The following is a 26545-nucleotide window of genomic DNA, read 5'->3' on the forward strand; positions in this document are numbered from 1 at the left end:
ACCGCACCCACCACGACGACCCCGTTCACCTGTTCCCCCGCCGGCCCGGCGGGTGGCGCGGCGCGCACCGGGCGCGGCATCATCGTGCAGCACCAGGAGCGATCACCGGGTGTCCACGCCGCGGACTCCCGCGGAGAAGGGGGCTGGCGGGGATGATCGGCGAGGCGGTCGGAACGGCAGGAGCGGCGGCGCCGGCGGTGGAGCAGGCCGGGGCGGCGGCCACCGCGGTCGCGCCGCCCACCGTGATCACCACGGTCACCCCGGTCGGCGGCGCCGCCGTGGTGCGGCCGGTGCCCGAGGCCGACCCGGCCGGCCTGCACCCCGACGACCTCCCGGACGGCCTCGTGGTGGCGGACCAGCACGGCCGGGTGGTGTGCTTCAACGCCGCCGCCACCGCGCTGACCGGCATCCCGGCGGACAGCGCCCTCGGCCGGCCGATCACCGAGGCGCTGCCCCTGCAACACCTGGAGGGCTGCCCCTGGTGGCAGGTGACCGACCCCTACGGCGGGCTGGCCACCCGCACCGGACAGCCGGAGCGCCTGCTGCTGCTGCCCGGGGGCCGGGAGGTGCTGGTCACCGCCCGCTACGCCCGCGCCGGGGGCCGCACCGGGCCGCTGCACCGGCTCGTCGTGCAGCTGCGCTGCCCCACCGCCCGGCAGCGCGCCGAACGCAACCACGCCGAGCTGATCGCCACCGTGGCGCACGAGCTGCGCTCCCCGCTGACCAGCGTCAAGGGCTTCACCGCCACCCTGCTGGCCAAGTGGGACCGGTTCACCGACCCGCAGAAGCGCCTCATGCTGGAGACCGTCGACGCCGACGCCGACCGGGTCACCCGGCTGATCGCCGAGCTGCTGGACATCTCCCGCATCGACGCCGGCCGCCTGGAGCTGCACCGGCAGGTCATCGACCCGGTCGCCGCCGTGCGGCGGCACGTGCAGGCCCTGGTGGCCGCCGGCCAGCCCGAGGAGCGCTTCCGGATCCTGGTGAGCGACCGCCCGCTGCCCCGGCTGTGGGCCGACGCCGACAAGGTCGACCAGATCCTCGCCAACCTGCTGGAAAACGCGGTGCGGCACGGCGCCGGAACCGTCATGATCGAGGTCGAGCCGACCACGGCCGGACCCGCCCAGGGGCCGGCGGAGGCGGGGGCGGCGCCCCCCGGCGAGGGCGAGGAGGGCATCGCGGTGACGGTGAGCGACGAAGGACCGGGCATCCCCGAGGAGTCCATGGGCCGCGTCTTCACCCGGTTCTGGCGCGGCAACAAGCGCGGCGGCACCGGCCTCGGGCTGTACATCGTCAAGGGCCTGGTCGAGGCGCACGGCGGCACCATCACCGTCGGCCGGGCCGCCGGCGGGGGAGCCCGGTTCCGCTTCACGCTGCCCGTCGCGACCCCGGAGTTCATGCGCGGCTGACCGCCGCCGCCTCCGCCACGGGGCCGGCCGCGGCGCCGGCCCGCCGCGACCCCGGGCGGGCCCCGCAGGCCCTTACCGCGATGGCCTGAGCGTTGCCCATAGACTTGCCCGGAAGCACGCGCAGGGCGTGTCCGACGGAGCCCGGCCCCCCCGGACGGGGTGGCCGGCGAACCCTCCGCCGGACCCGCCCCGGGGCTTCGGTACCGTGCGCCCGGACCGCGGCGACCGCGCCGCCCGGCCCGGCGGTCGCCCGCCCGCGTCACCGGACACGCGGCACCGGCGCCCCGCCGCGCGCTCCCGCCCCGCGGACCACGGCCGGAACGGCTCGCACCCCGACGGTGCGCCACGGGCCCACCGGCCGACGGACGCAGGAGACGACCATCAACGGAGCACGGGAAGAGATGTCCGCACCGAACAACGCGTACGACCCGGTAGAGGTCGAGGCGCTGAAACCCGAATCGGTCGCCCGGATGCGCGAGGAGGCGCTGGCCGCCATCGCCGCCGCCGCCGACCTGGAGCAGCTGCGCGAGGCCCGCACCGCGCACGCCGGGGACCGCTCCCCGCTGGCGCTGGCCAACCGCGAGATCGGCGCGCTGCCCCCGCACGCCAAGGCCGACGCCGGCAAGCGGGTCGGCGCCGCCCGCGGCGCGGTCAACAAGGCGCTGGCCGCCCGCCAGGCGGAGCTGCAGGCCGAGCACGAGGCCCGGATCCTCGTGGAGGAGACCGTCGACGTCACCCTGCCCTGGGACCGTCGGCCGCAGGGCGCCCGCCACCCCCTCACCACGCTCTCCGAGCTGATCGCCGACACCTTCGTGGCCATGGGGTACGAGGTCGCCGAGGGACCCGAGGCCGAGGCCGAGTGGTTCAACTTCGACGCCCTGAACTTCCTGCCCGACCACCCGGCGCGCAGCCTCCAGGACACCTTCTTCGTCCAGGGCCCCGACGGCGAGGAGGAGTCCGGCATCGTGCTGCGCACCCACACCTCCCCGGTGCAGGCGCGCTCCCTGCTCACCCGCGAGCTGCCGGTCTACGTGGTCTGCCCCGGCCGCACCTACCGCACCGACGAGCTGGACGCCACCCACACCCCGGTGTTCGGCCAGATCGAGGGCCTCGCGGTGGACCGCGGCCTGACCATGGCCGACCTCAAGGGCACCCTCGACCACTTCGCCACCGCGATGTTCGGCGAGGGCATCGTGACCCGGCTGCGCCCGCACTACTTCCCGTTCACCGAGCCCTCCGCCGAGCTGGACCTGCAGTGCTTCGTCTGCCGCGGCGCCTCGGTCGGCAACCCCGACCGCCCGTGCCGGACCTGCTCCAGCGAGGGCTGGATCGAGTGGGGCGGCTGCGGCATGGTGCACCCCAACGTGCTCACCGCCTGCGGCGTGGACCCGACGGAGTACAGCGGCTTCGCGTTCGGCATGGGCCTGGAGCGGACCCTGATGTTCCGCGACGACGTGCGGGACATGCGAGACATGGTCGAGGGTGACGTGCGCTTCACCCTCCCGTTCGGGATGGAGATCTGATGCGAGTCCCGCTTTCCTGGCTGCGGGAGTACGTCGACCTGCCGGCCGGAGTCACCGGGCGCGAGGTCGCCGACCGGCTGCTGGCCATCGGCCACGAGGTCGAGGCCGTCGAACAGCTCGGCGCCGGCCTGAAGGGCCCGCTCGTCGTCGGCCAGGTGCTGGCCATCGAGGAGCTGAGCGGCTTCAAGAAGCCCATCCGGCACTGCCAGGTGGACGTCGGCGACGCCAACGGCACCGGCGAGCCGCAGTCCATCGTCTGCGGCGCCACCAACTTCGCCGTCGGCGACCAGGTCGTCGTGGTGCTGCCCGGCGGCGTCCTGCCCGGCGACTTCCAGATCGCCGCCCGCAAGACCTACGGCCGGATGTCCGAGGGCATGATCTGCTCCGCCCGCGAACTCGGCATGAGCGACGAGCACGACGGCATCATCGTGCTGCCGCCCGGCCAGCAGGTCGGCGCCGACGCCATAGAGCTGCTCGGCCTGGTCGACGAGGTCCTCGACATCGCCGTCACCCCCGACCGCGGCTACTGCCTGTCGCTGCGCGGCATCGCCCGGGAGGCCGCCACCGCCTACGGGGTGGCGCTGCGCGACCCGGCGCTGCTGGACGTGCCCGCCGGCACCGGCCCAGGGCCCGCGGTGAACGTCGAGGACACCGCCGGCTGCGACCGCTTCGTCGCCCGCGCGGTCACCGGCCTGAACCCGGAGGCCCGCACCCCGCTGTGGATGCAGCGCCGGATCCAGATGGCCGGCATGCGGCCGATCAACCTCCCCGTCGACGTCACCAACTACGTGATGCTCGAACTCGGCCAGCCGCTGCACGCCTACGACCGCGGCCAGCTCGCCGGGCCGATCACCGTCCGCCGGGCGACCGCCGGGGAGACCCTGCGCACCCTCGACGACGTGGAGCGCACCCTCGACCCGCGCGACCTGGTCATCGCCGACGACCGCGGCGCCATCGCGCTGGCCGGCGTCATGGGCGGCGCCTCCTCCGAGATCAACCACACCCCGGGCGGGGCCGTCGGCCCCACCACCGACGTGGTCATCGAGGCCGCGCACTTCGACGCGATGACCATCGCCCGCGCCGCCCGACGGCACCGGCTCTCCTCCGAGGCGGCCCGCCGCTTCGAGCGCGGCGTCGATCCGCGGGCCGCCGGCGTCGCCGCGCAGCGCGCCGTGGACCTGCTGTGCATGCTCGGCGGCGGCACCGCCGAGCCCGGCGTCACCGACGTCGACGCCACCACCCCGCCCACCCCGGTGGTCATCCCGGCCGACCACCCCGACCGGGTGGCCGGCACCTCCTACGGGCGCGACACGGTCGTGCGCCGCCTCCAGGACGTCGGCTGCGGCGTCACCGGCGCCGACGAGCTGACCGTCACCCCGCCCACCTGGCGCCCCGACCTGGTCGGCCCCAACGACCTGGCCGAGGAGGTCATCCGGCTGGAGGGCTACCACCTGCTGCCCTCCACCATGCCCACGCTGCCCCCGGGCCTCGGCCTGACCGCCCGGCAGCGCCTGGTCCGCACGGTCGGCCGGACCCTCGCCGGCGACGGCTGGATCGAGGTCCAGTGCTACCCGTTCGTCGGCGACGCCGCCTGGGACGCCTTCGGCCTCGACGCGGACGACCCGCGGCGCACCGCCGTGCGGCTGTCCAACCCGATCTCCGACGAGGAACCGCTGCTGCGCACCACGCTGCTGCCGGGGCTGCTGGCCACGCTGCGCCGCAACGAGGGCCGCGGCAACAGCGACGTCGCCCTGTACGAGACCGGCCTGGTCTTCCACCCGCGCCCCGGCGGCGGGCGGATCGAGCGCCTGCCCGTCGACCGTCGTCCCAGCGACGAGGAGCTGGCCGCCCTGGACGCCGCCCTGCCGGAGCAGCCGCGGCACGTCGCCGGAGTGCTGGCCGGCGCCCGGGAGCGCGCCGGCTGGTGGGGCGAGGGACGCCCGGCCGGCTGGGCCGACGCGGTGCGGGCCGCCCAGCTGGTCGCCGACGCCGCCCGGGCCCGGGTGACCGTCCGGCAGGCCGAGTACGCGCCCTGGCACCCCGGCCGCTGCGCCGCCTTCGTGCTGGTCGGCGAGGACGGCGCGGAGCGGGTCGTCGGCCACGCCGGCGAGCTGCACCCGCGGGTGGTCACGGCGCTCGGCCTGCCGGCGCGCACCGCCGCCTTCGAGCTCGACCTGGACGCGCTCGCCGGGGCGAGCGGCGGCCCCGTGCAGGCGCCCCGGGTGTCCACCTTCCCGGTGGCCACCCAGGACGTGGCGCTGGTGGTGCCCGAGGCCACCCCGGCCGCCGAGGTGGCCGGCGCGCTCCGGGAGGGCGCCGGCGAGCTGCTGGAGAGCCTGCGGCTGTTCGACGTCTACACCGGCCAGCAGATCGGCGAGGGCTACAAGTCGCTGGCCTACGCCCTGCGGTTCCGGGCGCCGGACCGCACGCTGACCGTCGAGGAGACCACCGCCGCGCGGGACGCCGCGGTGGCCCTGGCCGGCGAGCGCACCGGGGCGGTGCTGCGCGGCGCCTAGGCCGGCACACCACCACCCCTTGGGCCGGTTGGCCGCTCCCCGATCGCTTCGGGGGGCGGCCAACCGGCTCTTCACTGCCCGTTGGGCCGGGCGTCACGCATGCGCCGGCGTGCGCTCGGAGCGGTGTTTAACGTCGGCTGACGACATATCACAACAAAACGGGTAGCGCTGCTGTGCGCTCCTTCCCAGGTGGCTGACGCGCTGTTAGAACTATCTACGCGCGTCTACCCCTCCACCACCTGGAAGGCTCTGACCCCCATGAGGATCCGAAGACTCCTCTCGGCCACCTTCACCCTCCTGCTGGCCGCGGTGCTCTCCTTCGCCTTCGTCTCCCCCGCCTCGGCGGCGGCGCCCAGCTACGTCGCGCTCGGTGACTCCTACTCCTCCGGAGTCGGCGCGGGCAGCTACGACTCCGCCAGCGGTGACTGCCGGCGCAGCGCCTACGCCTACCCCCGGCTGTGGGCCAACGCCAACTCCCCGGCCTCGTTCTCCTTCGTGGCCTGCTCCGGGGCGACCACGGCGTCGGTGACGAGCAGCCAGCTCGGCGCCCTGAGCTCGACCACCGGCCTGGTGTCGATCAGCGTGGGCGGCAACGACGTCGGCTTCGCGGACGTGATGACCGACTGCGTGCTGTGGTCCACCAGCACCTGCGTGTCGGCGGTCAACGCGGCCATCAACGAGGTGCGGACCATCCTCCCGGGCAACCTGGACCGGCTCTACTCGCAGATCCGCAGCAGGTCGCCGAACGCGCAGGTGTTCGTCCTCGGCTACCCGCGCTTCTACCAGCTCAACGGCACCTGCGTGGTCGGGATGACGGAGACCGAGCGGGCGGCCATCAACAACGGCGCGGACGTGCTGAACTCGGTGATCGCGCAGCGCGCCGCCGCCGCGGGCTTCACCTTCGTCGACATCGCCGGGCCGTTCACCGGGCACGGCATCTGCTCCGGCAGCTCCTGGCTGCACAGCGTGACCCTGCCGGTGTACGAGTCCTACCACCCGACGCGGGCCGGCCAGACCAGCGGTTACCTGCCGGCCTTCAGCGCGGCGGTCTGACCGACGGCGAGCGGTGGGCCGGGCGGGGGAGTCCCCCGCCCGGCCCACCGGCGTCCCCGCGGCGTCGGTCGGAGCCCGCAACGGCCCTTGGGGTGGCGCCAGAAGTCGCGGAGCATCCACGCGTCGAACCCGGTGAGCTGGGTGGCGCTGCCCGCCCGCATCGCCGCTGGATCGTGTGGGGGCGTCGGCGGGCGCCCCCACACGGGGAGGGAGCCGTTCGCGCCGGCCCAGCGGGGGCGCGCCGCCCGGGGTCAGTCCTTGGTGTAGTCGTAGAAGCCGCGGCCGACCTTCTTGCCGAGCAGCCCGGCGTCGACCATCCGGCGCAGCAGCGGGGGAGCGGCGTACTGCGGCTCGCGGAACTCCTCCCACAGCGAGTCGGCGACCGCAAGGGTGGTGTCCAGGCCGACCAGGTCGGTCAGCCGCAGCGGGCCCATGGGGTGGGCGCAGCCGTAGACCATGCCGTTGTCGATGTCCTCGGCGGAGGCGAAGCCGGACTCGTACATCCGCACGGCGCTGAGCAGGTAGGGGATCAGCAGCGCGTTCACCACGAAGCCGGCGCGGTCGCCGGCGCGGATGGCCTGCTTGCCGAGCACGGCGGTGGCCAGGGCGTGCGCCCGCTCGACGGTCTCGGTGGAGGTGGCCATCGAGGGGATCAGCTCGACGAGCGGCTGCACGGTGGCCGGGTTGAAGAAGTGGATGCCCAGCACCTGCTGCGGCCGGCTGGTGGCGGTGGCGATCCGGATGATCGGGAACGAGGAGGTGTTGGTCGCCAGGATCGCGTCCGGGCGGGTGACCACCCGGTCCAGGGCGGTGAACAGCTCGGTTTTGACCTGGAGGTTCTCCACCACGGCCTCGATCACCAGGTCGCGGTCGGCCAGTTCGGTGATGTCGGTGGTGAACTCCAGCCGCTCGACCAGGCGCTCCCGCTCGGCCGGCTCCAGCTTGCCCCGCTCGACCGCGCGGTCCAGGGAGTTCCACAGCCGGGAGCGGCCGATCTCCAGGGCCTGGCCGCTGACCTCGACGATGCGGACGTCGAGGCCGGCGCGGGCGCACACCTCGGCGATGCCGGAGCCCATCTGGCCGGCGCCGACGACGCCGACGCGCTGGATGTCCGAGGCCGCCTCCGGGCCGGCCGCGGCGGCGGGGGACGGGTCTTCGTTGACGGTCGTCACTGTCTCTCCCGTTGGTTACCGATCAGTACGGTAGCTGACGGTACCGCGCCGACGCCCCCTCGACCACGCCTGGCGGCGGGGTGTTCCGGCCGGGGCGCGGGGAGGGGGCGTCGGGGAGGTGGGAGAGGGGGTGGGGGGTGTGGGGACTGGACCGCGGGCGGGGACGGCCGGCCGGCCCCTCAGTTGTCCGACAGCGGGCGGTCGGCCCGCACGTGGTCGCTGCTGATGAGCAGGTCTTTGGCCGGTCCGCGGACGGCCCAGGAGACGTTCCAGCCGTTGCGCCCGAAGACGGTGTAGCTGCCGGCGTAGGTGTCCGCGCCGCAGAAGTGCTCGGCGGTGAACTCGCCGCGGCGCAGGTCGAGGTCGTGGAAGAACCGGCCGTCGGCGAAGTGCACCGCGGCGGTGCCGGCGGTGAATCCGGGCCGGTACAGCAGCGTTCGTTCGGCGTGTCGGGGCACGCCCTCCCAGGTCAGCGTCCCCCGCTCGGCGGCGTGCAGGGTGCCGTCGCCCAGCGGGGTGAAGGTGACGGCGCCGTGGAACGTCCCGCGGTGGCCGGTCGCGCGGTCCAGCACGGTGCGGTCCAGGCGCCAGACCCCTTCGAGGTAGGCGAGGGTGTCGGTGACGGGCGTCGCCTCGAAGGGCGACGGGGCGATGAACCGGGCATTGCCGGATTGTTGCTGTCGCATGACCATATTCTTTCCAGAGGATTCCCGATCACTCGGCGCGCTCCGATATTCCTGACGGTTAGCCAGGTGCTGTCCCTACCAGGAACGACGTGGCTCGTCCCGGCCCGGGTCGGGGTGTCACTGTGTCAGGCGCGCCGACGCCGGGCAGCATTTCCTCACCCGATGTGTCCGGGCGGATACGGGATGGCGAACGGAGAGGCGTGGTCGGGATGGGGAACAGGACAGGGCGCCGGGTCGGCACGAGTCGGCGGGGTTTCGGTGTGGCGACGGTCGGGGCGCTGGGTGCCGCCCTGCTGGGCGGCGCCGGGCTGTGGCGCCTCGGACCCCAGGGCGCCGTGGCCGCCACCCGGAGCGCCGTGCCGCCGTCCGGTGAGGAGATGCGCGGCACCTGGGTGGCCACCACCGGCAACCTGAACTGGCCGTCCCGCCCGGGGCTGCCGGTGGAGGAGCAGCGCGCCGAACTCGACGCCTGGCTGGACCTCGCCGTGCGGCACCGGATGAACACCGTCGTCCTCCAGGTGCGGGCCAACGCCGACACCCTGTGGCCCTCCGCGCTGGAGCCCTGGTCGGCGGTGCTCACCGGCACCCAGGGCCAGGATCCGGGATGGGACCCGCTGGGGCACGCCGTCGAGCAGGCGCACGCGCGCGGCCTGGAGCTGCACGCCTGGTTCAACCCCTACCGGATCGCCGCCCACGACGACCCCGACCGGCTCGCCGAGGACCACCCGGCCCGCCTCCACCCGGAGTGGGTCATCGCCTACCAGGGCAAGCTGTACTACGACCCCGGCCGGCCGGAGGTGCAGCGGCACGTGCGGGACGTCGTGCTGGAGGTGGCGCACGCCTACCCGGTGGACGCCGTGCACTGGGACGACTACTTCTACCCGCAGGAGACCGGCGGGGTGCCGTTCGGGGACGACGCCAGCTGGGAGAGCCACGGCCAGGGCTTCGAGGACCGGGCGGCCTGGCGCCGGGACAACGTCAACACGCTGGTCCGGGAGACCGGGCGGGAGGTGCGGGCGGTCCGCGAGGGCCTGCGGTTCGGCATCAGCCCGAGCGGGGTGTGGCGCAACGCGTCCGCCGACCCCAGGGGCAGCGACACCCAGGCGTTCGCCAGCTACGACGACCTCCACGCGGACTCCCGCAGGTGGGTCCGGAAGGAGTGGATCGACTACGTCGTCCCGCAGGTGTACTGGGAGATCGGCCACTCGGCGGCCGACTACGACACGGTGGTGCGCTGGTGGGCCGAGCAGGTGCGGGACACCTCGGTGCAGCTGGCGATCGGCGAGGCGGTGTACAAGGTGGGCGCGGCCGGGCAGCCCGCGGCCTGGCACGACGCGGGCGAGCTGTCCCGGCACCTGGAACTGGCCGGCACGCTCGCCGAGGTGCGCGGGCACGTGCTGTTCTCCGCCGGGGACGTGCGGCGCGACCCGCTCGGCGCGGTGACCCGGATGGTGGACGAGCACTGGTCGTGACCGGCCGCGCGGGGGTGCCGGCGGCGCGGGCGCCCGAGGGCGGACGGGCGGCGGCGTCACGCCCGCGGCAGCGAGACCGCCAGGGCCAGGCAGAACAGGCCGAGCGAGAAGCCGACCAGGGACAGCGAGCGGTCGGTGCTCGGCAGGTGCGGGGAGCGCAGGTAGCCGGCGACCCCCAGGGTGAGGGCGGCGAGGCCGAAGAGGGCGGTCAGCGGCGGTTCGAGCGTGACCAGCGGGGTCAGCGTTCCCAGCACGCCGAGCGTCGCCGCGGCCGGGCCGACGGCGGTGTGCGAGTGCAGTGCGGTGGCCCCGTGGGGCACGGTGACGGACATGTGGTCTTCCCGGGGCACTCGGGAGCGTGGTCGAGGGGCGGCGCGGGGCGCGCCCGTCGATCCAGTGTGATGCCGGTCACCCGGACGGGTCAATCGGTCTCCCGGGGCAGCCCGGCCGGTCGACTCGATGGCATAAAACTTCCGACACCCGTATAGTCATGCTGCGAAGCATCCCGCCCCGGCCCGACCGCCGGGGCGGCACCCGCGGCCGAGGCGGGCGGGCGGGAGCCGTGACGATCGACGGAGGAAGCGTGACCATACGGGCAGCGGTGGCCGGGGCCAGCGGGTACGCCGGAGGAGAGCTCCTGCGCCTGCTCGTCCGCCACCCCGAGATCGAGATCGGCGCGCTCACCGCGGCCTCCAACGCCGGACAGCGGCTGGGCGCCCTGCAGCCGCACCTCACCCCGCTCGCCGACCGGATCCTCCAGCCCACCGAGCCGGAGGTGCTCGCCGGGCACGACGTCGTCTTCCTCGCCCTCCCGCACGGCCAGTCCGCCGCGGTGGCCGAGCGGCTCGGGCCCGACGTGCTCGTCGTCGACTGCGGCGCCGACTTCCGGCTGACCTCCGCCGCCGACTGGGAGCGCTACTACGGCACCCCGCACGCCGGCACCTGGCCCTACGGCCTGCCCGAGCTGCCCGGCGCCCGCGACGCCCTCAAGGGCACCAGGCGCGTCGCGGTGCCCGGATGCTACCCGACCGCGGTCTCCCTGGCGCTCTTCCCCGCCTTCGCCGCCCACCTGGTCGAGCCGGACGTCGTGGTGGTCGCGGCGACCGGCACCTCCGGCGCCGGCAAGGCGCTCAAGCCGCACCTGCTGGGCTCCGAGGTCATGGGCTCGATGAGCCCCTACGGCGTCGGCGGCGTGCACCGGCACACCCCGGAGATGGCGCAGAACCTCTCCGTCGTCGCGGGCGAGCCGGTCACCGTCTCGTTCACCCCCACCCTCGCCCCCATGGCCCGCGGCATCCTGGCCACCGGCACCGCCCGCGTCCGCCCCGGCACCACCGCCGAGGCGCTGCGCGAGGCCTACCAGCGGGCCTACCAGGCCGAGCCGTTCGTCCACCTGCTGCCCGAGGGCCAGTGGCCGACCACCGCCGCCACCCTGGGCGCCAACACCGCGCTGGTGCAGATCGCGCTGGACCCCGGCGCCGGCCGGCTGATCGCCATCAGCGCCATCGACAACCTGACCAAGGGCACCGCCGGCGGTGCCGTGCAGTCCATGAACATCGCCCTCGGGCTTCCCGAGGAACTCGGCCTGGACACGATCGGAGTGGCCCCGTGACGCAAGCGCCCACCCCCGCAGCCGGATCCCCCGCGGCCGGATCCGCGGCCACGGCGGTCCCGCCCGGCACCGGCGTCACCGCCGCCCGGGGCTTCCGCGCGGCCGGCGTCGCGGCCGGCATCAAGGACGGCGGCGCCCTCGACCTCGCCCTGGTGGTCAACGACGGCCCCCGCCGCGCCGCCGCCGGCGTCTTCACCAGCAACCGGGTGCAGGCCGCCCCGGTCCAGTGGTCCCGGCAGGTCCTCAAGGCCGGAGCAGTGACCGCCGTGGTGCTCAACTCCGGCGGCGCCAACGCCTGCACCGGCCCCACGGGCTTCCAGGACACCCACGCCACCGCCGAGAAGGTCGCCGCCGCCCTCACCGCCGCCGGCGGCACCGAGGTGGGCGCCGGCGAGGTCGCCGTCTGCTCCACCGGCCTGATCGGCGTGCACCTGCCCATGGACGCCCTGCTGCCCGGCGTGGACACCGCCGTCGCCGCGCTGACCGGCGACGGCGGCGAGGCCGCCGCCCGGGCCATCATGACCACCGACACCGTGCACAAGACCGCCGTCGCCGGCCCCGGCACCACCGCCGCCGGCGGCTGGGTGGTCGGCGGCATGGCCAAGGGCGCCGGGATGCTCGCCCCCGGCCTGGCCACCATGCTGGTGGTGCTCACCACCGACGCCGACGTCGACGCCGCGGGCCTGGACGCCGCGCTGCGCGAGGCCACCCGCACCACCTTCGACCGGGTCGACTCCGACGGCTGCATGTCCACCAACGACACCGTCCTGCTCCTGGCCTCCGGCGCCAGCGGCACCACCCCGCCCGCCGACGAGTTCACCGAGGCCGTCCGCCGGGTCTGCGCCGACCTCGCCCAGCAACTGGTCCACGACGCCGAGGGCGCCAGCAAGGACATCCGCATCGAGGTCACCGGCGCCGCCACCGAGGACGACGCCGTCGAGGTCGGCCGCTCCATCGCCCGCAACAACCTCTTCAAGTGCGCCGTCCACGGCGAGGACCCCAACTGGGGCCGGGTGCTCTCCGCCATCGGCACCACCTCCGCCGCCTTCGAGCCGGACCGGCTCGACGTCGCCATCAACGGCGTCTGGGTCTGCCGCGCCGGGGCCGCCGCCGAGGACCGCGACCTGGTCGACATGACCGGACGCGAGGTCCGCGTCACCGCCCACCTGGCCGCCGGCGACGCCACCGCCGTGATCTGGACCAACGACCTCACCGCCGACTACGTCCACGAGAACAGCGCCTACTCCTCCTGACGGCCCCCGCCGAAGGACCCGCCAGGCGCGACCCACCAACCGGACAGGGGGAGCCCAACCGATGCGCACCAGTGGAACGGCCGAACAGGCCCGGGGCCACAGCGCCCTGCCGAAGGCACAGGTGCTGATCGAGGCGCTGCCGTGGTTGGCGCGCTTCCACGGCGCCACCGTCGTGCTCAAGTTCGGCGGCAACGCGATGGTCGACGACGCGCTCAAGCGCGCCTTCGCCCACGACGTCGCCTTCCTGCGCTTCGCCGGCCTCAAGCCGGTCGTGGTGCACGGCGGCGGCCCGCAGATCAACGCCCACCTCGACCGCCTCGGCCTGGCCAGCGAGTTCACCGGCGGGCTGCGCGTGACCACCCCGGAGACCATGGACGTCGTCCGCATGGTGCTCGCCGGGCAGGTGCAGCGCGAACTGGTCGGGCTGCTCAACGAGTACGGCCCGTTCGCCGTCGGCATGACCGGCGAGGACGCGCACACCATGACCGCCCGCAAGCGGCACGCCCTGGTCGACGGGCAGCCGGTCGACATCGGACTGGTCGGCGACATCGTCCGGGTCGAGCCCGGCGCCGTCCGGGCGCTGCTGGACGACGGCCGCGTACCCGTGGTCTCCAGCATCGCCCGCGGCGAGGACGGCCACGTCTACAACGTCAACGCCGACACCGCGGCCGCCGCCCTGGCGGTGGCCCTGCGCGCCGAGATGCTGGTGGTCCTCACCGACGTCGAGGGCCTGTACGCGGACTGGCCGAACAGCGAGGAGGTGATCAGCCGGCTGACCGCCAGCGAGCTGGAGGCGCTGCTGCCCACCCTCTCCTCCGGCATGGTCCCCAAGATGGAGGGCTGCCTGCGGGCCGTGCGGGGCGGCGTCAACACCGCCCGGGTGCTGGACGGCCGCGTCCAGCACTCGGTGCTCCTGGAGATATTCACCGACGAGGGCATCGGCACCATGGTCGTGCCGGACGAGGACGACCACACCGCCCCCACCACCGCCACGGAGGCCACCCCATGACCCCGCCCAGCAGCACCTCGCCCGCCCTCGCCCAGGCCGCCCCGGCGGCCGAGACCTCCAACGCCGCCTACGCCGAGCGCTGGCGCGGAGCGATGAACCCCGCCCTGGGCGCGCCCGAGCTGGCCCTGGTCTCCGGCAGCGGCGCCCGGGTCACCGACGCCGACGGCACCACCTACACCGACTTCCTCTCCGGGGTCGCCGTCAACGCCCTGGGCCACGCCCACCCGGCGGTCATCCGCGCCGTCACCGAGCAGATCGGCACCGTCGGCCACGTCTCCAACCTGTTCATCTCCACCCGCGCCGTCGAACTCGCCGAGCGGCTCCTGACGCTGGTCGGCGCCGACGCGGCGGGCGGCGGCAAGGTCTTCTTCGCCAACTCCGGCGCCGAGGCCAACGAGGCCGCCTTCAAGATCGCCCGGCGCACCGGCCGTCCCAAGGTGATCAGCGCCGAGGGCTCCTTCCACGGCCGCACCATGGGCGCCCTGGCGCTGACCGGCCAGCCCGGCAAGCGCTCCGGCTTCGAACCACTGCCGGGCGGCGTGGAGTACGTGCCCTACGGCGACGTCGAGGCGCTGCGGGCCGCCGTCGACGGGACCACCGCCGCCGTGCTGCTGGAGCCCATCCAGGGCGAGTACGGCGTGCGGCCGGCGCCCGACGGCTACCTGCGGGCCGCCCGGGAGATCACCCGCGAGCACGGCGCCCTGCTGATCCTGGACGAGGTGCAGACCGGGATCGGCCGGACCGGCTACTGGTTCGCCCACCAGGCGCCCGAGCTGACCGGCGGCGAGCCCGTCGTCCCGGACGTGATGACCCTGGCCAAGGGGATCGGCGGAGGCCTGCCGCTCGGCGCCTGCGTCGCCCTCGGCGAGGCCGCCGAACTGCTCCAGCCCGGCCAGCACGCCTCCACCTTCGGCGGCAACCCGGTGTGCTGCGCGGCCGGCCTGGCCGTGCTGGACACCATCGAGCGCGAGGGCCTGCTCGACCACGTCACCAAGACCGGCAAGCGGATCACCGAGGCGGTGCGGGCCATGGACCACCCGCTGCTCGGCCCGGTCCGCGGCCTCGGCCTGCTGATCGGCCTGGTGCTGACCGCCCCGGTCGCCGCCGAGGTGGCCGCCGCCGCCCGCCGGCACGGCTTCCTGGTCAACGCGGTCGCCGCCGACGTCATCCGGCTCGCCCCGCCCCTGGTGGTCACCGAGGGCGACACCGAGGCGCTGCTGGCCGCGCTGCCGGCGATCCTGGACGACGCCTCGGCCGGGGGCCCGCGGTGACCGGCGAGGCGGCCGGGGGCGCCGGCGGGGAGGGCGCCCGGCGGGTCCAGGCGGTGCCCAACACCCGCACCGCCCGGCACCGCCGCATCGTGGCCATCCTCACCCGGCACCCGGTCCGCTCCCAGGGCCAGCTGGCCCGGCTGCTCGCCGACGACGGACTGGCCGTGACCCAGGCCACGCTCTCCCGCGACCTGGAGGAGCTGAACGCGGTCAAGATCCGCGACGCCTCCGGCGCCCTGGTGTACTCGGTGCCCGGCGAGGGCGGCGACCGCACCCCCCGCCCGCCGGTGGAGGAGCCGGCCGTGGAGGGCCGGGTGGCCCGGCTCGCCGCCGAGCTGCTGGTCTCCGCGGAGGCCTCGGCCAACCTGGTGGTGCTGCGCACCCCGCCCGGGGCGGCCCAGTTCTTCGCCTCGGCGATCGACCAGGCCGGTCTGAGACAGGTGCTGGGCACGATCGCCGGGGACGACACCGTGCTGCTGGTGTCCCGGGATCCGAACGGCGGCGCGGACCTGGCCGCCTACATGCTGCACCTGGCGGAGTCCAAGGCGCAGTAACCTCCTGCACACCGCGGCCGCCCGGCATCCCGCCGGCTCCCGGCACCTCCCGTCAGTTCCCGGCACGTCCCGTCACCCGGAACGCGTCCGTCACACCGGTGAACCCTCGACTCCGACCACGGCACCACCAGCCCGACCCAGCGCACCCGCACCACCGCACCACCGCACCAGAGCGAAGGAGTTCCCGTGACCGAGCGCGTCGTACTCGCCTACTCGGGCGGCCTCGACACCTCCGTGGCCATCGGTTGGATCGCCGAGGAGACCGGCGCCGAGGTGATCGCGGTCGCCGTGGACGTCGGCCAGGGCGGAGAGGACCTCGACGTCATCCGCAACCGGGCGCTGGCCTGCGGGGCCGTCGAGGCCGAGGTCGCCGACGCCCGCGACGAGTTCGCCGACGAGTACTGCCTCCCCGCGCTGAAGGCCAACGCCCTCTACATGGACCGCTACCCGCTGGTCAGCGCGCTGTCCCGGCCGGTCATCGTCAAGCACCTGGTGGCCGCCGCCAGGAAGCACGGCGCCGGCACCGTCGCCCACGGCTGCACCGGCAAGGGCAACGACCAGGTCCGCTTCGAGGTCGGCATCTCCTCCCTCGCCCCCGACCTGAAGTGCGTCGCCCCGGTCCGCGACTACGCGATGACCCGGGACAAGGCGATCGCCTTCTGCGAGTCCAAGAACCTGCCGATCGCCACCACCAGGAAGTCCCCCTACTCCATCGACCAGAACGTCTTCGGGCGCGCCGTCGAGACGGGCTTCCTGGAGGACATCTGGAACGCCCCGATCGAGGACGTCTACGAGTACACCGCCGACCCGGCCCAGCCCCGCGAGGCCGACGAGGTGGTCGTCACCTTCCGGCAGGGCGTCCCGGTGGCCCTCGACGGCCGCCCGGTCACCGTGCTGCAGGCCATCGAGGAGCTGAACCGGCGCGCCGGAGCCCAGGGCGTCGGCCGGCTCGACATGGTCGAGGACCGCCTGGTCGGCATCAAGAGCCGCGAGGTCTACGAGGCCCCCGGCGCCATCGCGCTGATCACCGCCCACCAGGAGCTGGAGAACGTCACCGTCGAACGCGAACTCGCCCGCTTCAAGCGGACGGTGGACCGGCGCTGGGGCGAGCTGGTCTACGACGGCCAGTGGTTCTCCCCGCTCAAGCGGGCCCTGGACGGCTTCGTCGACGAGGCCAACGAGCACGTCTCCGGCGACGTCCGGATGACCCTGCACGGCGGCCGCGCCGTCGTCACCGGTCGGCGCAGCCAGGAGTCGCTGTACGACTTCAACCTCGCCACCTACGACACCGGCGACACCTTCGACCAGTCGCAGGCCAAGGGCTTCATCGAGATCTACGGCCTGTCCAGCAAGATCGCGGCCCGCCGGGACCTGCACCAGGGCTGAGAGCCCACCACGAACCGCTTCCAACCCATCCAACCGCACCATTCCACGCCGCACGCACGAGGAGTACCGGTGTCCACCGACAAGCCCGCCAGCGCCCCCGGGGCGAACGCCGACGGCAACGACGCGGACCGCGAGGGCGTCCGTCTGTGGGGCGGCCGCTTCGCCGGCGGCCCCTCCGAGGCCCTGGCACGGCTGTCCGCCTCCGTCCACTTCGACTGGCGCCTGGCGCCCTACGACATCGCCGGCTCCCGCGCCCACGCGCGGGTGCTGCACAAGGCCGGCCTGCTGACCGCCGACGAGCTCACCCGCATGCTGGAGGGCCTGGACCGCCTGGAGGCCGACGTCGCCGACGGCAGCTTCACCGGCACCGTCGCCGACGAGGACGTGCACACCGCCCTGGAACGCGGCCTGCTTGAGCGGCTCGGCCCGGAGCTCGGCGGCAAGCTGCGCGCCGGCCGCTCCCGCAACGACCAGATCGCCACCCTGTTCCGGATGTACCTGCGCGACCACGCCCGGATCATCGGCGACCTGCTCGCCGACCTCACCGAGGCCCTGGTCGCGCAGGCCGAGGCGCACGCCGACGTGGCCATGCCCGGCCGCACCCACCTCCAGCACGCCCAGCCGGTGCTGCTCGCCCACCACCTGCTCGCCCACGCCCACGCCCTCGGCCGGGACGCCGAGCGGCTGCGCCAGTGGGACGAGCGCACCGCCGTCTCCCCCTACGGCTCCGGCGCGCTGGCCGGCTCCTCGCTCGGCCTCGACCCGCAGGCCGTCGCCGCCGACCTCGGCTTCGAGCGCGGCTCGGTGGCCAACTCCATCGACGGGACCGCCTCCCGGGACTTCGTCGCCGAGTTCGCCTTCGTCACCGCCATGATCGGCATCGACCTCTCCCGGATCGCCGAGGAGATCATCATCTGGAACACGAAGGAGTTCTCCTTCGTGACCCTGGACGACGCCTACGCCACCGGCTCGTCGATCATGCCGCAGAAGAAGAACCCGGACATCGCCGAGCTGGCCCGCGGCAAGTCCGGGCGGCTGATCGGCAACCTCACCGGCCTGCTGGCCACCCTCAAGGCGCTGCCGCTCGCCTACAACCGCGACCTCCAGGAGGACAAGGAGCCCGTCTTCGACTCCTGCGACACCCTGGAGGTGCTGCTGCCGGCCTTCACCGGGATGATCGCCACCCTCCGGGTCAACCGGGAGCGGATGGAGGAGCTGGCGCCGGCCGGCTTCTCGCTGGCCACCGACATCGCCGAGTGGCTGGTGCGGCAGGGCGTGCCGTTCCGGGTCGCCCACGAGGTGGCCGGGGAGTGCGTGAAGTTCTGCGAGCCGCGCGGCATGGAGCTGGACGAGCTGACCGACGAGCAACTCGCCGCCATCTCCGAGCACCTGCGCCCCGAGGTGCGCGAGGTGCTGGACGTGCGCGGGGCGCTGGCCTCCCGCAACGGCCGCGGCGGCACCGCGCCGGAGCGGGTCGCCGAACAGCTCGCCGAGGTCCGCGCCGACCTGGCCACCCAGCGCGCCTGGGCGGCCGGCAAGTAACGGCCGCCGCCCGGGGCGCGCCGTCGAAGGGCCGGCCCCGCGAGAACCCGCCCCCGGCGCGTCCTCGCGGGGCCGGTCCCGCCCGTGACGCGGGCGCTCAGGACAGCCAGGGCAGCATCGAGCGCCACAGCACCCGTTCCTCGGCCAGGCGCTCGGACAGGTCCGTCACCCAGCCCTGGAGCCACACCCGCAGCGTCCCGATCCCGTCCTCGTCCAGGCCCAGCCGGGCGAACCGGTCGTCCGGCACCCGCGCCGACATGGCGAGGCGGGCCAGCAGCAGGTCGGGATCCAGCTCCGGCGCGTGCCGGCGGCCGAGGTTCTCCAGCTCCGGCCAGGTGCGCCGGTCGGACAGCGCGTGCAGATCGACGTAGTCCTGCGGCGCGCCGCGGTCCAGCAGCGCGCGGACCTTCAGGCCGCCGGTGTCCTTCCAGCCGGCCACCGGCACGATCGCGCTCCCGCAGCGCGCCGCCGACCGCGTGGTCGGGTCCAGCGCGTCCTTGAAGAGCCGCACCGACGTGGTGTGCCCGCAGTCCGGATCGCGCACGGCGATCCCGGCGGTGCGCGCCTGGCGGTCCGTCACCCGCACGGCCAGACCGGCGGCGGCCAGCGCCGCCTCGGCCACCCGGCAGATGTCCGGCAGCGGCGTCTGCGAGTCGGTCGCCAGCCCCAGCCCCGCGCACGGGCGGTCCAGCACGCCGTGGGCGCGCAGGGCGTGCCCGCCGATCAGCACGAGGTCCGACGCGGCGTCGGCCACCAGGGGGCGCAGTGCCCGCCCGTGGCAGGCGCTGAAGCCGTCGGATCCGGTCGCGCACGGGGCGGGTGGCGCGGGGCCGGCGCCGTCGTCGGCGTGGGGGTTGGCACTGAGGTCCATCACCCCGATTGTGCCCGATGGGCCGGGACCCGACGCGCCATTCGACCCGGGCCGCGGTCGCGCGGGGGCTCGTCAACTACCCGTCGCCCGCCGTTCGCCCGGATGTCGCCCGGCACCGCTTCGATGGGCGCGCGTTCCCGACCCGAGGAGTTCCCATGCGCCGTCTGAGCAGTCGCACGTTGGCCGGTTCCTTCGCGGCCCTGGCCGTCGTCGGCCTGGCCGTCACCGCCCCGCGCGCGGGCGCCGCGCCGGCACCCGCCGCCGAGGCGGCGCGCTCCGCGCACGGCGAGCAGCCGGCGTTCGAGGTGATCGCGCACCGCGGCGCCAGCGGCTACCGCCCCGAGCACACCCTCGCGGCCTACGAGCTGGCCATCGGCATGGGCGCGGACGTCATCGAGCCGGACCTGGTCGCCACCCGGGACGGGCAGCTCGTCGTCCGCCACGAGAACGAGATCTCCGGCACCACCGACGTCGCCGACCACCCGGAGTTCGCGGACCGCAAGCGCACCAAGGTCATCGACGGCACCGAGGTCACCGGCTGGTTCACCGAGGACTTCACCCTCGCCGAACTGAAGACGCTGCGGGCCAAGGAGCGGCTCCCCCAGCTGCGCCAGGAGAACACCCTCTACGACGGGCTGTACGAGATCCCGACCCTCCAGGAGGTCATCGACCTGGCCCGCCGGGCCAGCCGGGAGACCGGGCGCACCATCGGCATCGCCCCGGAGATGAAGCACCCCACCTACTTCCGCGGCATCGGCCTCGGCCTGGAGGAGCGGGTGGCGCAGGTGCTGCGCGCCAACAACTGGGACGACCGCAACGACCCGGTGGTGGTGCAGTCCTTCGAGGCCGGCGCGCTCCAGCGGCTCAACCGCATGGTGCAGGTGGACCTGGCCATGCTGCTCAGCAACAGCGGCCGGCCCTACGACTTCGTCGTCTCCGGCGACCCGCGCAGCTACGCCGACCTGGCCACGCCGCGCGGGCTGGACTGGATCGCCGGCTTCGCCGACGCGATCGGCCCGGAGCAGCGGCTGATCGCGCCCTGGGGCGCGGACGGCACGGTCGGCGCGCCCACCACCCTGGTCGCGGACGCGCACCGGGAGAAGCTGGAGGTGTACGTGTGGACGGTGCGCAACGAGAACAACTTCCTGCCGCCGTCCCTGCGCAGCGGCTCGGACCCGGCCGCCTACGGTGACGTGTGGCCGCTGTACGAGCTGTACGTCGAGCAGGGCGTGGACGGCGTCTTCGCCGACCAGCCGGACACGGCGGTGGCCGCCCGCGAGCTGTTCGCCGGCTGACGCCGCCGCGCCCCTCCCCCGGGGCCGCCTGGCCGCCGGAACACCGGAATCAGGGTCCCGGCGGCCGGGCGCCGCTGTAGAGTCGGACCATCACTCCGGGGGGAAAAACCGTGACCGGACCGCTGGCCCAGCGACAGCTCGCGGAGCGGCAGCTGGCTCGACTCGCCGTCCTCGCTCGTGTCCTGGGTGCGGGCGGTGTGCTCACCGCGTTCGTGATGGCCACCGTGTTCGGCTGGTTGCTCCTGGGCGACGGCGAGGCCGAGGCCGCCCCGGCGGACCTGTGCCGGCTGGTGGAGGCCGAGGACCTGCGGCGGATCGTGCCGCAGGGGGTGGAGAGCAGCCGGACCGATCCCTGGAACGCGGTGGAGTCCAGGGCGTACTGCGAGGTGCTCTCCCCGGGGACGCCGGACGGGAGCGGCGAGGGCCCCCGGGCCACGCTGTACCTCGGCCTCACCCGGCACGGCGACACCCGTACCGGCGACGGCTGGGGCGAGGCGCGCGAGGCCTTCACCTGGAGCAGGGAGTACGCGGCGGGTGACCGCGGCGCGCCGGAGGACCTCCCGGGCGTCGGCGAGGCCGCCTTCGTGGAGGTCGCCGAGGAGAGCGGTGGAGCGGCCGGCGGGCGCTGGGTGACCGCCGAGGTGACCGTGCTGCTCGGACGGGACCTGCTGACCGTGGACTACTCGGCCACCCCCACCGACCCGGCCCGGGCGAGGGCGGTCGCGGTGGCGGTCGCGGAGAGGGTGCTCGGCCGGCTGTGAGTACGCCTGGGAACACGACGGGGAACACGGGGAGCCGCGCGGCCGGTGGTCGGCGCGGGGCGCTGCTGCTGGCCGCGGCGATCGTGCTGGCCCTGGTGGGCGGGGCGGCGCTGGGGAACCGGCTGCAGGCCTGGAACCATGCCGAGCGCGTCGAGCGCGTCGAGCGGCTCCGTCCCTCCGCGGACACCCCCATTCCGGATCCGTTCGTCGCCCCCGGCCGGCCGTAGGGCCCTGGACGACTGGGCGGTCATCCGGCGAGCGGGCCGGGGCCGGGGGAGCGCAGCAGGACCCAGACCTCCTTGCCCGGCCCGTGCTCCGGGTGTGTGATCTGCCGCACGCCCCAGCTCCAGGCGGTCAGCGAGACGTGGGTGAGGCCGCGGCCGCGGTCCCGGCTCCAGTTCGGCCGCCGGGAGACCGGGCAGACCCGCAGCGGGTTCGGATCGCGGTCGAAGACGGTGATGAGCAGGTGGTCGAGTGCCGGGGTCACGTCGTCCGCCATGGTGGTCACGGTGAGCTCGGCGAATCCGGTGGGCGTGTGCCGCAGCACGTTGTCCAGCAGTTCGGTGACCACCAGGCAGGCGTCGTGGGTGTGCGCCCGTCCGGTGTCGCTGCTCGTCAGCCGCGCGCGCACCGCGTTGCGGATGGTGGGGATCGCCTCCGGGGTGAGGGTGAGGGAGACCTGGTAGTCGAGCCGGCGGTCCCGCGGCTTCGATGAGGACAACGCGCCCCTCCCACATCCCGCGCGGTCGCCGCGCACACCGATGATCGCTCTCCGGGACACATTCATAGCGGAGAGTGGTTTCCGCTGGGAAACGGGGTGTTCGAGGCGTAGTGGCCCGGGGCCCGGAACGACGCCGTGCCGGCCCCCGCGGCGACACCCGAAGGCGGGCGTGCCCGCTCGCACCGCCGCCGCTTAACTGTTCGGTAACCGGGTTTGAGGTCCGTGTAACCCGTCTGATTTACTGACCGGCATGACTGCGACTGCGACGGACAGCATCCCCCACGGCGCCATGGCGCTGGGGTGTCGTCGCATGTGCGTCGCTCCGCGAATGTGTGCCTGCTGAGGGCCCCCGCCGAGCCTCGCGCCCCGAAGCGAGACGCGTTCCCCTCCTCACACCGCCGCCGCCCCGAGGGCGGGCCCCGGCCTCCCGGTGCGACCTCCTCGCCCATGGGAAACCCCAGCTCAGGGCCCTGGTATGCGCGGTGCGCGGCGCCCGGCGCCGCGGGCGGTGCCCCGGGTGGGGCGGAACGTTAAGCGGCTCATCATCCTTTTATGATCGAAATGTCCGCTGTGCGGCAGACCGCCGTGCTTTCCGACAGTCCGGAAGTTCTGTGATCACAACCACCGATCTGCGCAAGGTCTACCGATCGCGCCAGCGGGAGGTCGTCGCCCTGGACGGCGTCGACCTGCACGTGCCGGAAGGCGAGGTGTTCGGAGTCGTCGGCCGCAGCGGGGCGGGCAAGAGCTCGCTGATCCGCTGCGTCAACCTCCTGGAGCGCCCGACCTCCGGCACGGTCACCGTCGACGGCACCGAGCTGACGGCGCTCTCCGGTCCCGCCCTGCGCCGGGCGCGGCAGCAGATCGGCATGATCTTCCAGCACTTCAACCTGCTCTCCAGCCGCACGGCCAGGGAGAACGTGGAGCTGCCGCTGGAGATCCTGGGCCTCGGCCGCCGGGAACGCGCCACCCGCGCCACCGAGCTGCTGGAGCTGGTCGGGCTGGCCGACCGGGCCACCGCCTACCCGGCGCAGCTCTCCGGCGGCCAGAAGCAGCGCGTCGGCATCGCCCGGGCCCTCGCCGCCAAGCCGAAGGTGCTCCTCTCCGACGAGGCCACCTCCGCCCTGGACCCGGAGACCACCCGCTCCATCCTGAAGCTGCTGCGCGACCTCAACCGCGACCTCGGCCTGACCGTGCTGCTGATCACCCACGAGATGGACGTGGTCAAGGCGGTCTGCGACTCCGCCGCGCTGATGCGCTCCGGCCGGATCGTGGAGTCCGGGCGGGTCGCCGACCTGCTCGCCACGCCCGGCTCGGAGCTGGCCCGCGAGCTGTTCCCGCTGGGCGCCGCGCCGACCCGCGAGGGCGGCACGGTCATCGAGATCACCTTCCACGGGGAGTCCTCCGGTCAGCCGGTGATCGCCCAGCTCGCCCGCACCTACACGGTCGACCCCAGCATCCTGGGCGCCTCCATCGAGACGATCGGCGGCCGGCAGGTCGGCCGGATGCGGCTGGAGCTGCCGGGCGACTTCGAGCAGAACGTGGTGCCGATCGGCTTCCTGCGCGAGAAGGGGCTCCAGGTGACGGTGGTCAGCGGTGAGCCGCGGCCGCCGGCCGCCGGGACCGCCGTGCAGGAGCGGCTGCTGGACGGCGCCGAGGAACTGGGCACCCAGCTGCTCCCCGACGACGACCAGCCGGCCGGCGCGAAGCCGGCCGCCGCGACCGAGCCGGCGACCACCGACCAGCCGGCCGCCAGCGACCAGCCGACCACCAGCAACGAGCGGGGCGAGAAGGAGGACCGGGCGTGACCTGGGACGAGATGGGGCCGATCCTCACCGAGGCCACCTGGGACACCCTGTACATGGTCGGCGTCTCCACGCTGCTCGCCCTGGTGCTCGGCCTGCCGCTGGGCGTGCTCCTGGTGCTCACCGACAACGGCGGCCTGCTGCGCAGCGCCACCGTGAACCGGGTGCTCGGCCTGGTGGTGAACATCGGCCGTTCGCTGCCCTTCCTGATCCTGATGATCGCGCTGATCCCGTTCACCCGCTTCGTCGTGGGCACCTCCATCGGGCCGGAGGCGGCGATGGTGCCGCTCACCATCGGCGCCATCCCGTTCTTCGCCCGGCTGGTCGAGGTGGCCGTCCGCGAGGTGGACGCCGGCCTGGTGGAGGCCGCCCAGTCGATGGGCGCCGGAACCTGGACGGTCGTCCGCAAGGTGCTGGTGCCCGAGGCGCTGCCCTCCATCGTCTCCGGGCTGACCACCACGGTGATCGCGCTGATCGGCTACTCGGCCATGGCCGGCGCGGTCGGCGGCGGCGGGCTCGGCGACGTCGCCGTGCGCTACGGCTACTACCGCTTCGAGACGCAGCTGATGGTGATCACCGTCGTGCTGCTGATCCTCATCGTGCAGATCGTGCAGATGATCGGCGACTTCGCCGCCCGCCGGCTCTCCCACCGCTAGGGCCCGCCGTCCGCGCCGGGGCGCCACCGCCCCGCGCGACCCGAGCGCCCCTGCGCCCCAGACCTTCCTCGCACAGACCCGGACCGGTCCCCACCGGCCAGACAGAAAGGCACTTTTCGTGCGTACCTTCCGATTCGCCGCGCTCTCCGCCGCCACCGCCGGCATCCTGCTCGCCGCCACCGCCTGCGGTGCCGACGGCGGCGACGACGCCGCCGGCCTGCCCGACGGCCCCCTCGTGGTCGCCGCCTCGCCGGTGCCGCACGCCGCCATCCTGAACTTCGTCAAGGACAACCTCGCCGAGGAGGCCGGCCTGGAGCTGGAGGTCCGCGAGTTCAGCGACTACGTGCTGCCCAACACCGCCACCGAGGACGGCTCCGTCGGCGCCAACTACTTCCAGCACCAGCCCTACCTGGACGACTTCCAGGCCGAGCACGGCACCCACCTGGTCGCCGTCGAGCCCGTCCACCTGGAGCCGCTCGGCCTGTACTCCGAGAAGATCGACTCCCTCGACGCGCTCGCCGACGGCGCCACGGTGGGCATCCCCAACGACGCCACCAACGGCGGCCGGGCGCTGAACCTGCTCGCCGACAACGGCCTGATCACCCTGAAGGACGGCGCCGGCATCACCGCCACCGAGGCGGACATCGCGGAGAACCCGAAGAACCTCGTCTTCGAGCCGCTGGAGGCCGCCCAGATCCCGCGCTCCCTGCCGGACCTGGACGCCGCCGTGATCAACGGCAACTACGCGATCGAGGCCGACCTCAGCCCCGCCGAGGACGCCATCGTCATCGAGGAGGCCGAGGGCAACCCGTACGCCAACCTCCTGGTGGTCAAGGAGGGCAACGAGGACGACCCGCGGGTGCAGACCCTCGCCGAGCTGCTGAAGTCCGACGAGGTCAAGCAGTTCATCGAGGAGACCTACCAGGGCTCCGTCGTCGCCGTCGACTGACGCCCGGACGCCCCCGCACGCACGCGGCCCGGCGCCCGCGCCCCCACACCGGGAGCGCCGGGCACCGGGCCGCGTCGGCGTACCTGCCGGCCCGCGCCGGAACGCTCAGCCGGCCGGCCGGCGCCGCGTCCAGTACACGTCGGTCGTGTAGGCCAGCTCCACGTGGTCGGCGTCCCGGGTCTGCGGATGCGCCTGGAGCACCGCCTCGACCTCCGCCCGCACCCGCTCGGTGTCCGCCCCCGCCGCGATGTGGCTGCTGGAGAGCATCCGCTCCACCGCCCCCTCCCGGCTCACCCGGTGCGGGTTCGGGAAGTGCCGCTCGGACAGCGGCCCCCACCCCGGCCGGGCCTCCAGCGCCGCCCGCCACGCCCCGTCCCGGTGGCCGGGCAGCCCCTCCGGAGCCCGCCGGAAGTACACCTGCTGGTAGTCCCGCACCCACGGCACCGACTCGTCGTAGGTGTTCCACACCAGCGCCAGCGCCCCGTCCGGCCGCAGCACCCGCTCCACCTCGGCCAGCGCCTCCTCCTCGCGGAACCAGTGCCACGCCTGCGCCGCCACCACCACGTCCGCCGAGGCGTCCGGCAGCCCGGTGTGCTCCGCCGTGCCGTCCACCGCCTCCACCGTCGGCAGCAGCTCCGCCAGGCGCTCCCGCATGGCCCGCACCGGCTCCACCGCCACCACCCGGGCACCGGTCAACGCCAACAGCCGGGTGAACTTGCCCGTGCCCGCCCCGAGGTCGACCACCGTGCGCCCGCGCTCCATGCGCAGCGCGTCGGCCAGCTCGGCCAGCACCGGCATGGGGTAGGAAGGACGGGAGCGCTCGTAGGCCCCCGCGGCCCGGTCGTATCCGACACCTGCGACGTGGTGAACCCTCACGGCAGCCGACGGTAGCAGGACCCGCGGCCTCCCCCTCCCGGGTGACCGGAGGTGTCCACGATGCGGTCACGAGGCGGCCAACGCACGGACACACAGCGTCAACCCGCCATTCCCCCGCGCGCCGCACGCGCCCCCGCCGAACCGCCGCGCCGCCGC

24 protein-coding genes are annotated in these 26545 nt (G+C 74.4%); 18 read left to right on the forward strand and 6 right to left on the reverse strand.

Annotation, left to right across the window (positions count from 1 at the left end):
- The first annotated feature begins 152 nt into the window (after window positions 1–152).
- From FHU37_RS04880 to FHU37_RS04895, 4 genes are all read left to right on the forward strand, one after another.
- Window positions 153–1409, forward strand: a complete 1257-nt coding sequence (locus tag FHU37_RS04880; protein ID WP_179812996.1) for a sensor histidine kinase — start codon at window positions 153–155, stop codon at window positions 1407–1409.
- A gap of 401 nt (window positions 1410–1810) precedes the next feature.
- A complete protein-coding gene (gene pheS / locus FHU37_RS04885; RefSeq protein ID WP_179812997.1) occupies window positions 1811–2932 on the forward strand; it encodes a phenylalanine--tRNA ligase subunit alpha in 1122 nt (373 codons plus the stop codon).
- Window positions 2932–5448 carry a phenylalanine--tRNA ligase subunit beta gene (pheT, locus tag FHU37_RS04890; RefSeq protein ID WP_179812998.1) on the forward strand — a complete coding sequence of 839 codons (2517 nt, stop codon included), beginning with the start codon at window positions 2932–2934 and terminating at the stop codon, window positions 5446–5448. Before pheS ends, pheT begins: the two co-directional genes overlap by 1 nt.
- Window positions 5449–5706: 258 nt before the next feature.
- Entirely contained in the window at window positions 5707–6501 is a 795-nt protein-coding gene (locus tag FHU37_RS04895) for an SGNH/GDSL hydrolase family protein (RefSeq protein ID WP_179812999.1), read from the forward strand.
- A 251-nt stretch (window positions 6502–6752) separates the two neighbouring features.
- Here FHU37_RS04895 and FHU37_RS04900 read toward each other — a convergent pair whose 3' ends face one another.
- Together FHU37_RS04900 and FHU37_RS04905 are read right to left on the reverse strand one after the other, a co-directional pair.
- Window positions 6753–7673: a 3-hydroxybutyryl-CoA dehydrogenase gene (locus tag FHU37_RS04900; RefSeq protein WP_312892421.1), complete on the reverse strand. Its 921-nt coding sequence runs from the start codon at window positions 7671–7673 to the stop codon at window positions 6753–6755.
- Window positions 7674–7852: 179 nt separating this feature from the next.
- A complete protein-coding gene (locus FHU37_RS04905) occupies window positions 7853–8359 on the reverse strand; it encodes a DUF6314 family protein (protein ID WP_179813000.1) in 507 nt (168 codons plus the stop codon).
- A gap of 209 nt (window positions 8360–8568) precedes the next feature.
- Between FHU37_RS04905 and FHU37_RS04910 the strand changes: the two genes are divergently transcribed.
- The gene (locus FHU37_RS04910; RefSeq protein WP_179813001.1) at window positions 8569–9831 is read left to right on the forward strand and encodes a glycoside hydrolase family 10-like protein; all 1263 of its coding nucleotides are present in this window, start codon (window positions 8569–8571) and stop codon (window positions 9829–9831) included.
- A gap of 56 nt (window positions 9832–9887) precedes the next feature.
- On the opposite strand, the gene FHU37_RS04915 is transcribed toward FHU37_RS04910, so the two are convergent.
- On the reverse strand, window positions 9888–10163 hold the full coding sequence (locus FHU37_RS04915; RefSeq protein WP_179813002.1) for a hypothetical protein: 276 nt from the start codon (window positions 10161–10163) through the stop codon (window positions 9888–9890).
- A 251-nt stretch (window positions 10164–10414) separates the two neighbouring features.
- On the opposite strand from FHU37_RS04915, the gene argC reads away from it, so the two are divergent.
- The 7 genes from argC (at window position 10415) to argH (ending at window position 18458) form a co-directional block, all read left to right on the forward strand.
- The gene (gene argC, locus FHU37_RS04920; RefSeq protein WP_179813003.1) at window positions 10415–11443 is read left to right on the forward strand and encodes an N-acetyl-gamma-glutamyl-phosphate reductase; all 1029 of its coding nucleotides are present in this window, start codon (window positions 10415–10417) and stop codon (window positions 11441–11443) included.
- Window positions 11444–11562: 119 nt separating this feature from the next.
- Window positions 11563–12696 carry a bifunctional glutamate N-acetyltransferase/amino-acid acetyltransferase ArgJ gene (gene argJ / locus FHU37_RS04925; RefSeq protein ID WP_376774010.1) on the forward strand — a complete coding sequence of 378 codons (1134 nt, stop codon included), beginning with the start codon at window positions 11563–11565 and terminating at the stop codon, window positions 12694–12696.
- Between the two features lie 61 nt (window positions 12697–12757).
- A complete protein-coding gene (argB, locus tag FHU37_RS04930) occupies window positions 12758–13705 on the forward strand; it encodes an acetylglutamate kinase (RefSeq protein ID WP_179813005.1) in 948 nt (315 codons plus the stop codon).
- Window positions 13702–14976: an acetylornithine transaminase gene (locus FHU37_RS04935; RefSeq protein WP_179813006.1), complete on the forward strand. Its 1275-nt coding sequence runs from the start codon at window positions 13702–13704 to the stop codon at window positions 14974–14976. The genes argB and FHU37_RS04935 overlap by 4 nt, the downstream gene beginning before the upstream one ends.
- On the forward strand, window positions 14973–15530 hold the full coding sequence (locus FHU37_RS04940) for an arginine repressor (RefSeq protein WP_179813007.1): 558 nt from the start codon (window positions 14973–14975) through the stop codon (window positions 15528–15530). The genes FHU37_RS04935 and FHU37_RS04940 overlap by 4 nt, the downstream gene beginning before the upstream one ends.
- A 186-nt stretch (window positions 15531–15716) precedes the next feature.
- A complete protein-coding gene (locus FHU37_RS04945; protein ID WP_179813008.1) occupies window positions 15717–16916 on the forward strand; it encodes an argininosuccinate synthase in 1200 nt (399 codons plus the stop codon).
- Window positions 16917–17060: 144 nt separating this feature from the next.
- Window positions 17061–18458, forward strand: a complete 1398-nt coding sequence (gene argH / locus FHU37_RS04950; RefSeq protein WP_218904251.1) for an argininosuccinate lyase — start codon at window positions 17061–17063, stop codon at window positions 18456–18458.
- Window positions 18459–18555: 97 nt separating this feature from the next.
- On the opposite strand, the gene FHU37_RS04955 is transcribed toward argH, so the two are convergent.
- Window positions 18556–19329, reverse strand: a complete 774-nt coding sequence (locus tag FHU37_RS04955) for a hypothetical protein (RefSeq protein WP_179813010.1) — start codon at window positions 19327–19329, stop codon at window positions 18556–18558.
- Window positions 19330–19484: 155 nt separating this feature from the next.
- Between FHU37_RS04955 and FHU37_RS04960 the strand changes: the two genes are divergently transcribed.
- The 3 genes from FHU37_RS04960 (at window position 19485) to FHU37_RS04970 (ending at window position 21612) form a co-directional block, all read left to right on the forward strand.
- Complete coding sequence (locus FHU37_RS04960; RefSeq protein ID WP_179813011.1) at window positions 19485–20624, forward strand: glycerophosphodiester phosphodiesterase; 1140 nt, start codon at window positions 19485–19487, stop codon at window positions 20622–20624.
- Between the two features lie 110 nt (window positions 20625–20734).
- Entirely contained in the window at window positions 20735–21385 is a 651-nt protein-coding gene (locus FHU37_RS04965) for a hypothetical protein (protein WP_179813012.1), read from the forward strand.
- Complete coding sequence (locus tag FHU37_RS04970; RefSeq protein ID WP_179813013.1) at window positions 21382–21612, forward strand: hypothetical protein; 231 nt, start codon at window positions 21382–21384, stop codon at window positions 21610–21612. The genes FHU37_RS04965 and FHU37_RS04970 overlap by 4 nt, the downstream gene beginning before the upstream one ends.
- A 20-nt stretch (window positions 21613–21632) precedes the next feature.
- On the opposite strand, the gene FHU37_RS04975 is transcribed toward FHU37_RS04970, so the two are convergent.
- Entirely contained in the window at window positions 21633–22106 is a 474-nt protein-coding gene (locus FHU37_RS04975; protein ID WP_179813014.1) for an ATP-binding protein, read from the reverse strand.
- 611 nt (window positions 22107–22717) lie between these two features.
- Between FHU37_RS04975 and FHU37_RS04980 the strand changes: the two genes are divergently transcribed.
- From FHU37_RS04980 to FHU37_RS04990, 3 genes are all read left to right on the forward strand, one after another.
- Entirely contained in the window at window positions 22718–23911 is a 1194-nt protein-coding gene (locus tag FHU37_RS04980; RefSeq protein ID WP_179813015.1) for a methionine ABC transporter ATP-binding protein, read from the forward strand.
- On the forward strand, window positions 23908–24564 hold the full coding sequence (locus FHU37_RS04985) for a methionine ABC transporter permease (RefSeq protein ID WP_312892423.1): 657 nt from the start codon (window positions 23908–23910) through the stop codon (window positions 24562–24564). Before FHU37_RS04980 ends, FHU37_RS04985 begins: the two co-directional genes overlap by 4 nt.
- Window positions 24565–24682: 118 nt before the next feature.
- A complete protein-coding gene (locus FHU37_RS04990; protein ID WP_179813016.1) occupies window positions 24683–25513 on the forward strand; it encodes a MetQ/NlpA family ABC transporter substrate-binding protein in 831 nt (276 codons plus the stop codon).
- Window positions 25514–25618: 105 nt separating this feature from the next.
- On the opposite strand, the gene FHU37_RS28870 is transcribed toward FHU37_RS04990, so the two are convergent.
- Window positions 25619–26389, reverse strand: coding sequence for a class I SAM-dependent methyltransferase (locus FHU37_RS28870; RefSeq protein WP_179813017.1), 771 nt, complete (start codon window positions 26387–26389; stop codon window positions 25619–25621).
- Window positions 26390–26545: the final 156 nt, after the last annotated feature.

This window comes from Allostreptomyces psammosilenae (assembly GCF_013407765.1).
Lineage (GTDB): Bacteria > Actinomycetota > Actinomycetes > Streptomycetales > Streptomycetaceae > Allostreptomyces > Allostreptomyces psammosilenae.

Excerpts from the sequence above, each read along its gene's own strand:
- FHU37_RS04880 (WP_179812996.1), top strand. The coding sequence starts at position 153 with ATGATCGGCGAGGCGGTCGGAACGGCAGGAGCGGCGGCGCCGGCGGTG.
- pheS (WP_179812997.1), top strand. The coding sequence starts at position 1,811 with ATGTCCGCACCGAACAACGCGTACGACCCGGTAGAGGTCGAGGCGCTG.
- pheT (WP_179812998.1), top strand. The coding sequence starts at position 2,932 with ATGCGAGTCCCGCTTTCCTGGCTGCGGGAGTACGTCGACCTGCCGGCC.
- FHU37_RS04895 (WP_179812999.1), top strand. The coding sequence starts at position 5,707 with ATGAGGATCCGAAGACTCCTCTCGGCCACCTTCACCCTCCTGCTGGCC.
- FHU37_RS04905 (WP_179813000.1), bottom strand. The coding sequence starts at position 8,359 with ATGCGACAGCAACAATCCGGCAATGCCCGGTTCATCGCCCCGTCGCCC.
- FHU37_RS04910 (WP_179813001.1), top strand. The coding sequence starts at position 8,569 with ATGGGGAACAGGACAGGGCGCCGGGTCGGCACGAGTCGGCGGGGTTTC.
- FHU37_RS04915 (WP_179813002.1), bottom strand. The coding sequence starts at position 10,163 with ATGTCCGTCACCGTGCCCCACGGGGCCACCGCACTGCACTCGCACACC.
- argB (WP_179813005.1), top strand. The coding sequence starts at position 12,758 with ATGCGCACCAGTGGAACGGCCGAACAGGCCCGGGGCCACAGCGCCCTG.
- FHU37_RS04935 (WP_179813006.1), top strand. The coding sequence starts at position 13,702 with ATGACCCCGCCCAGCAGCACCTCGCCCGCCCTCGCCCAGGCCGCCCCG.
- FHU37_RS04955 (WP_179813010.1), bottom strand. The coding sequence starts at position 19,329 with ATGGACCTCAGTGCCAACCCCCACGCCGACGACGGCGCCGGCCCCGCG.
- FHU37_RS04960 (WP_179813011.1), top strand. The coding sequence starts at position 19,485 with ATGCGCCGTCTGAGCAGTCGCACGTTGGCCGGTTCCTTCGCGGCCCTG.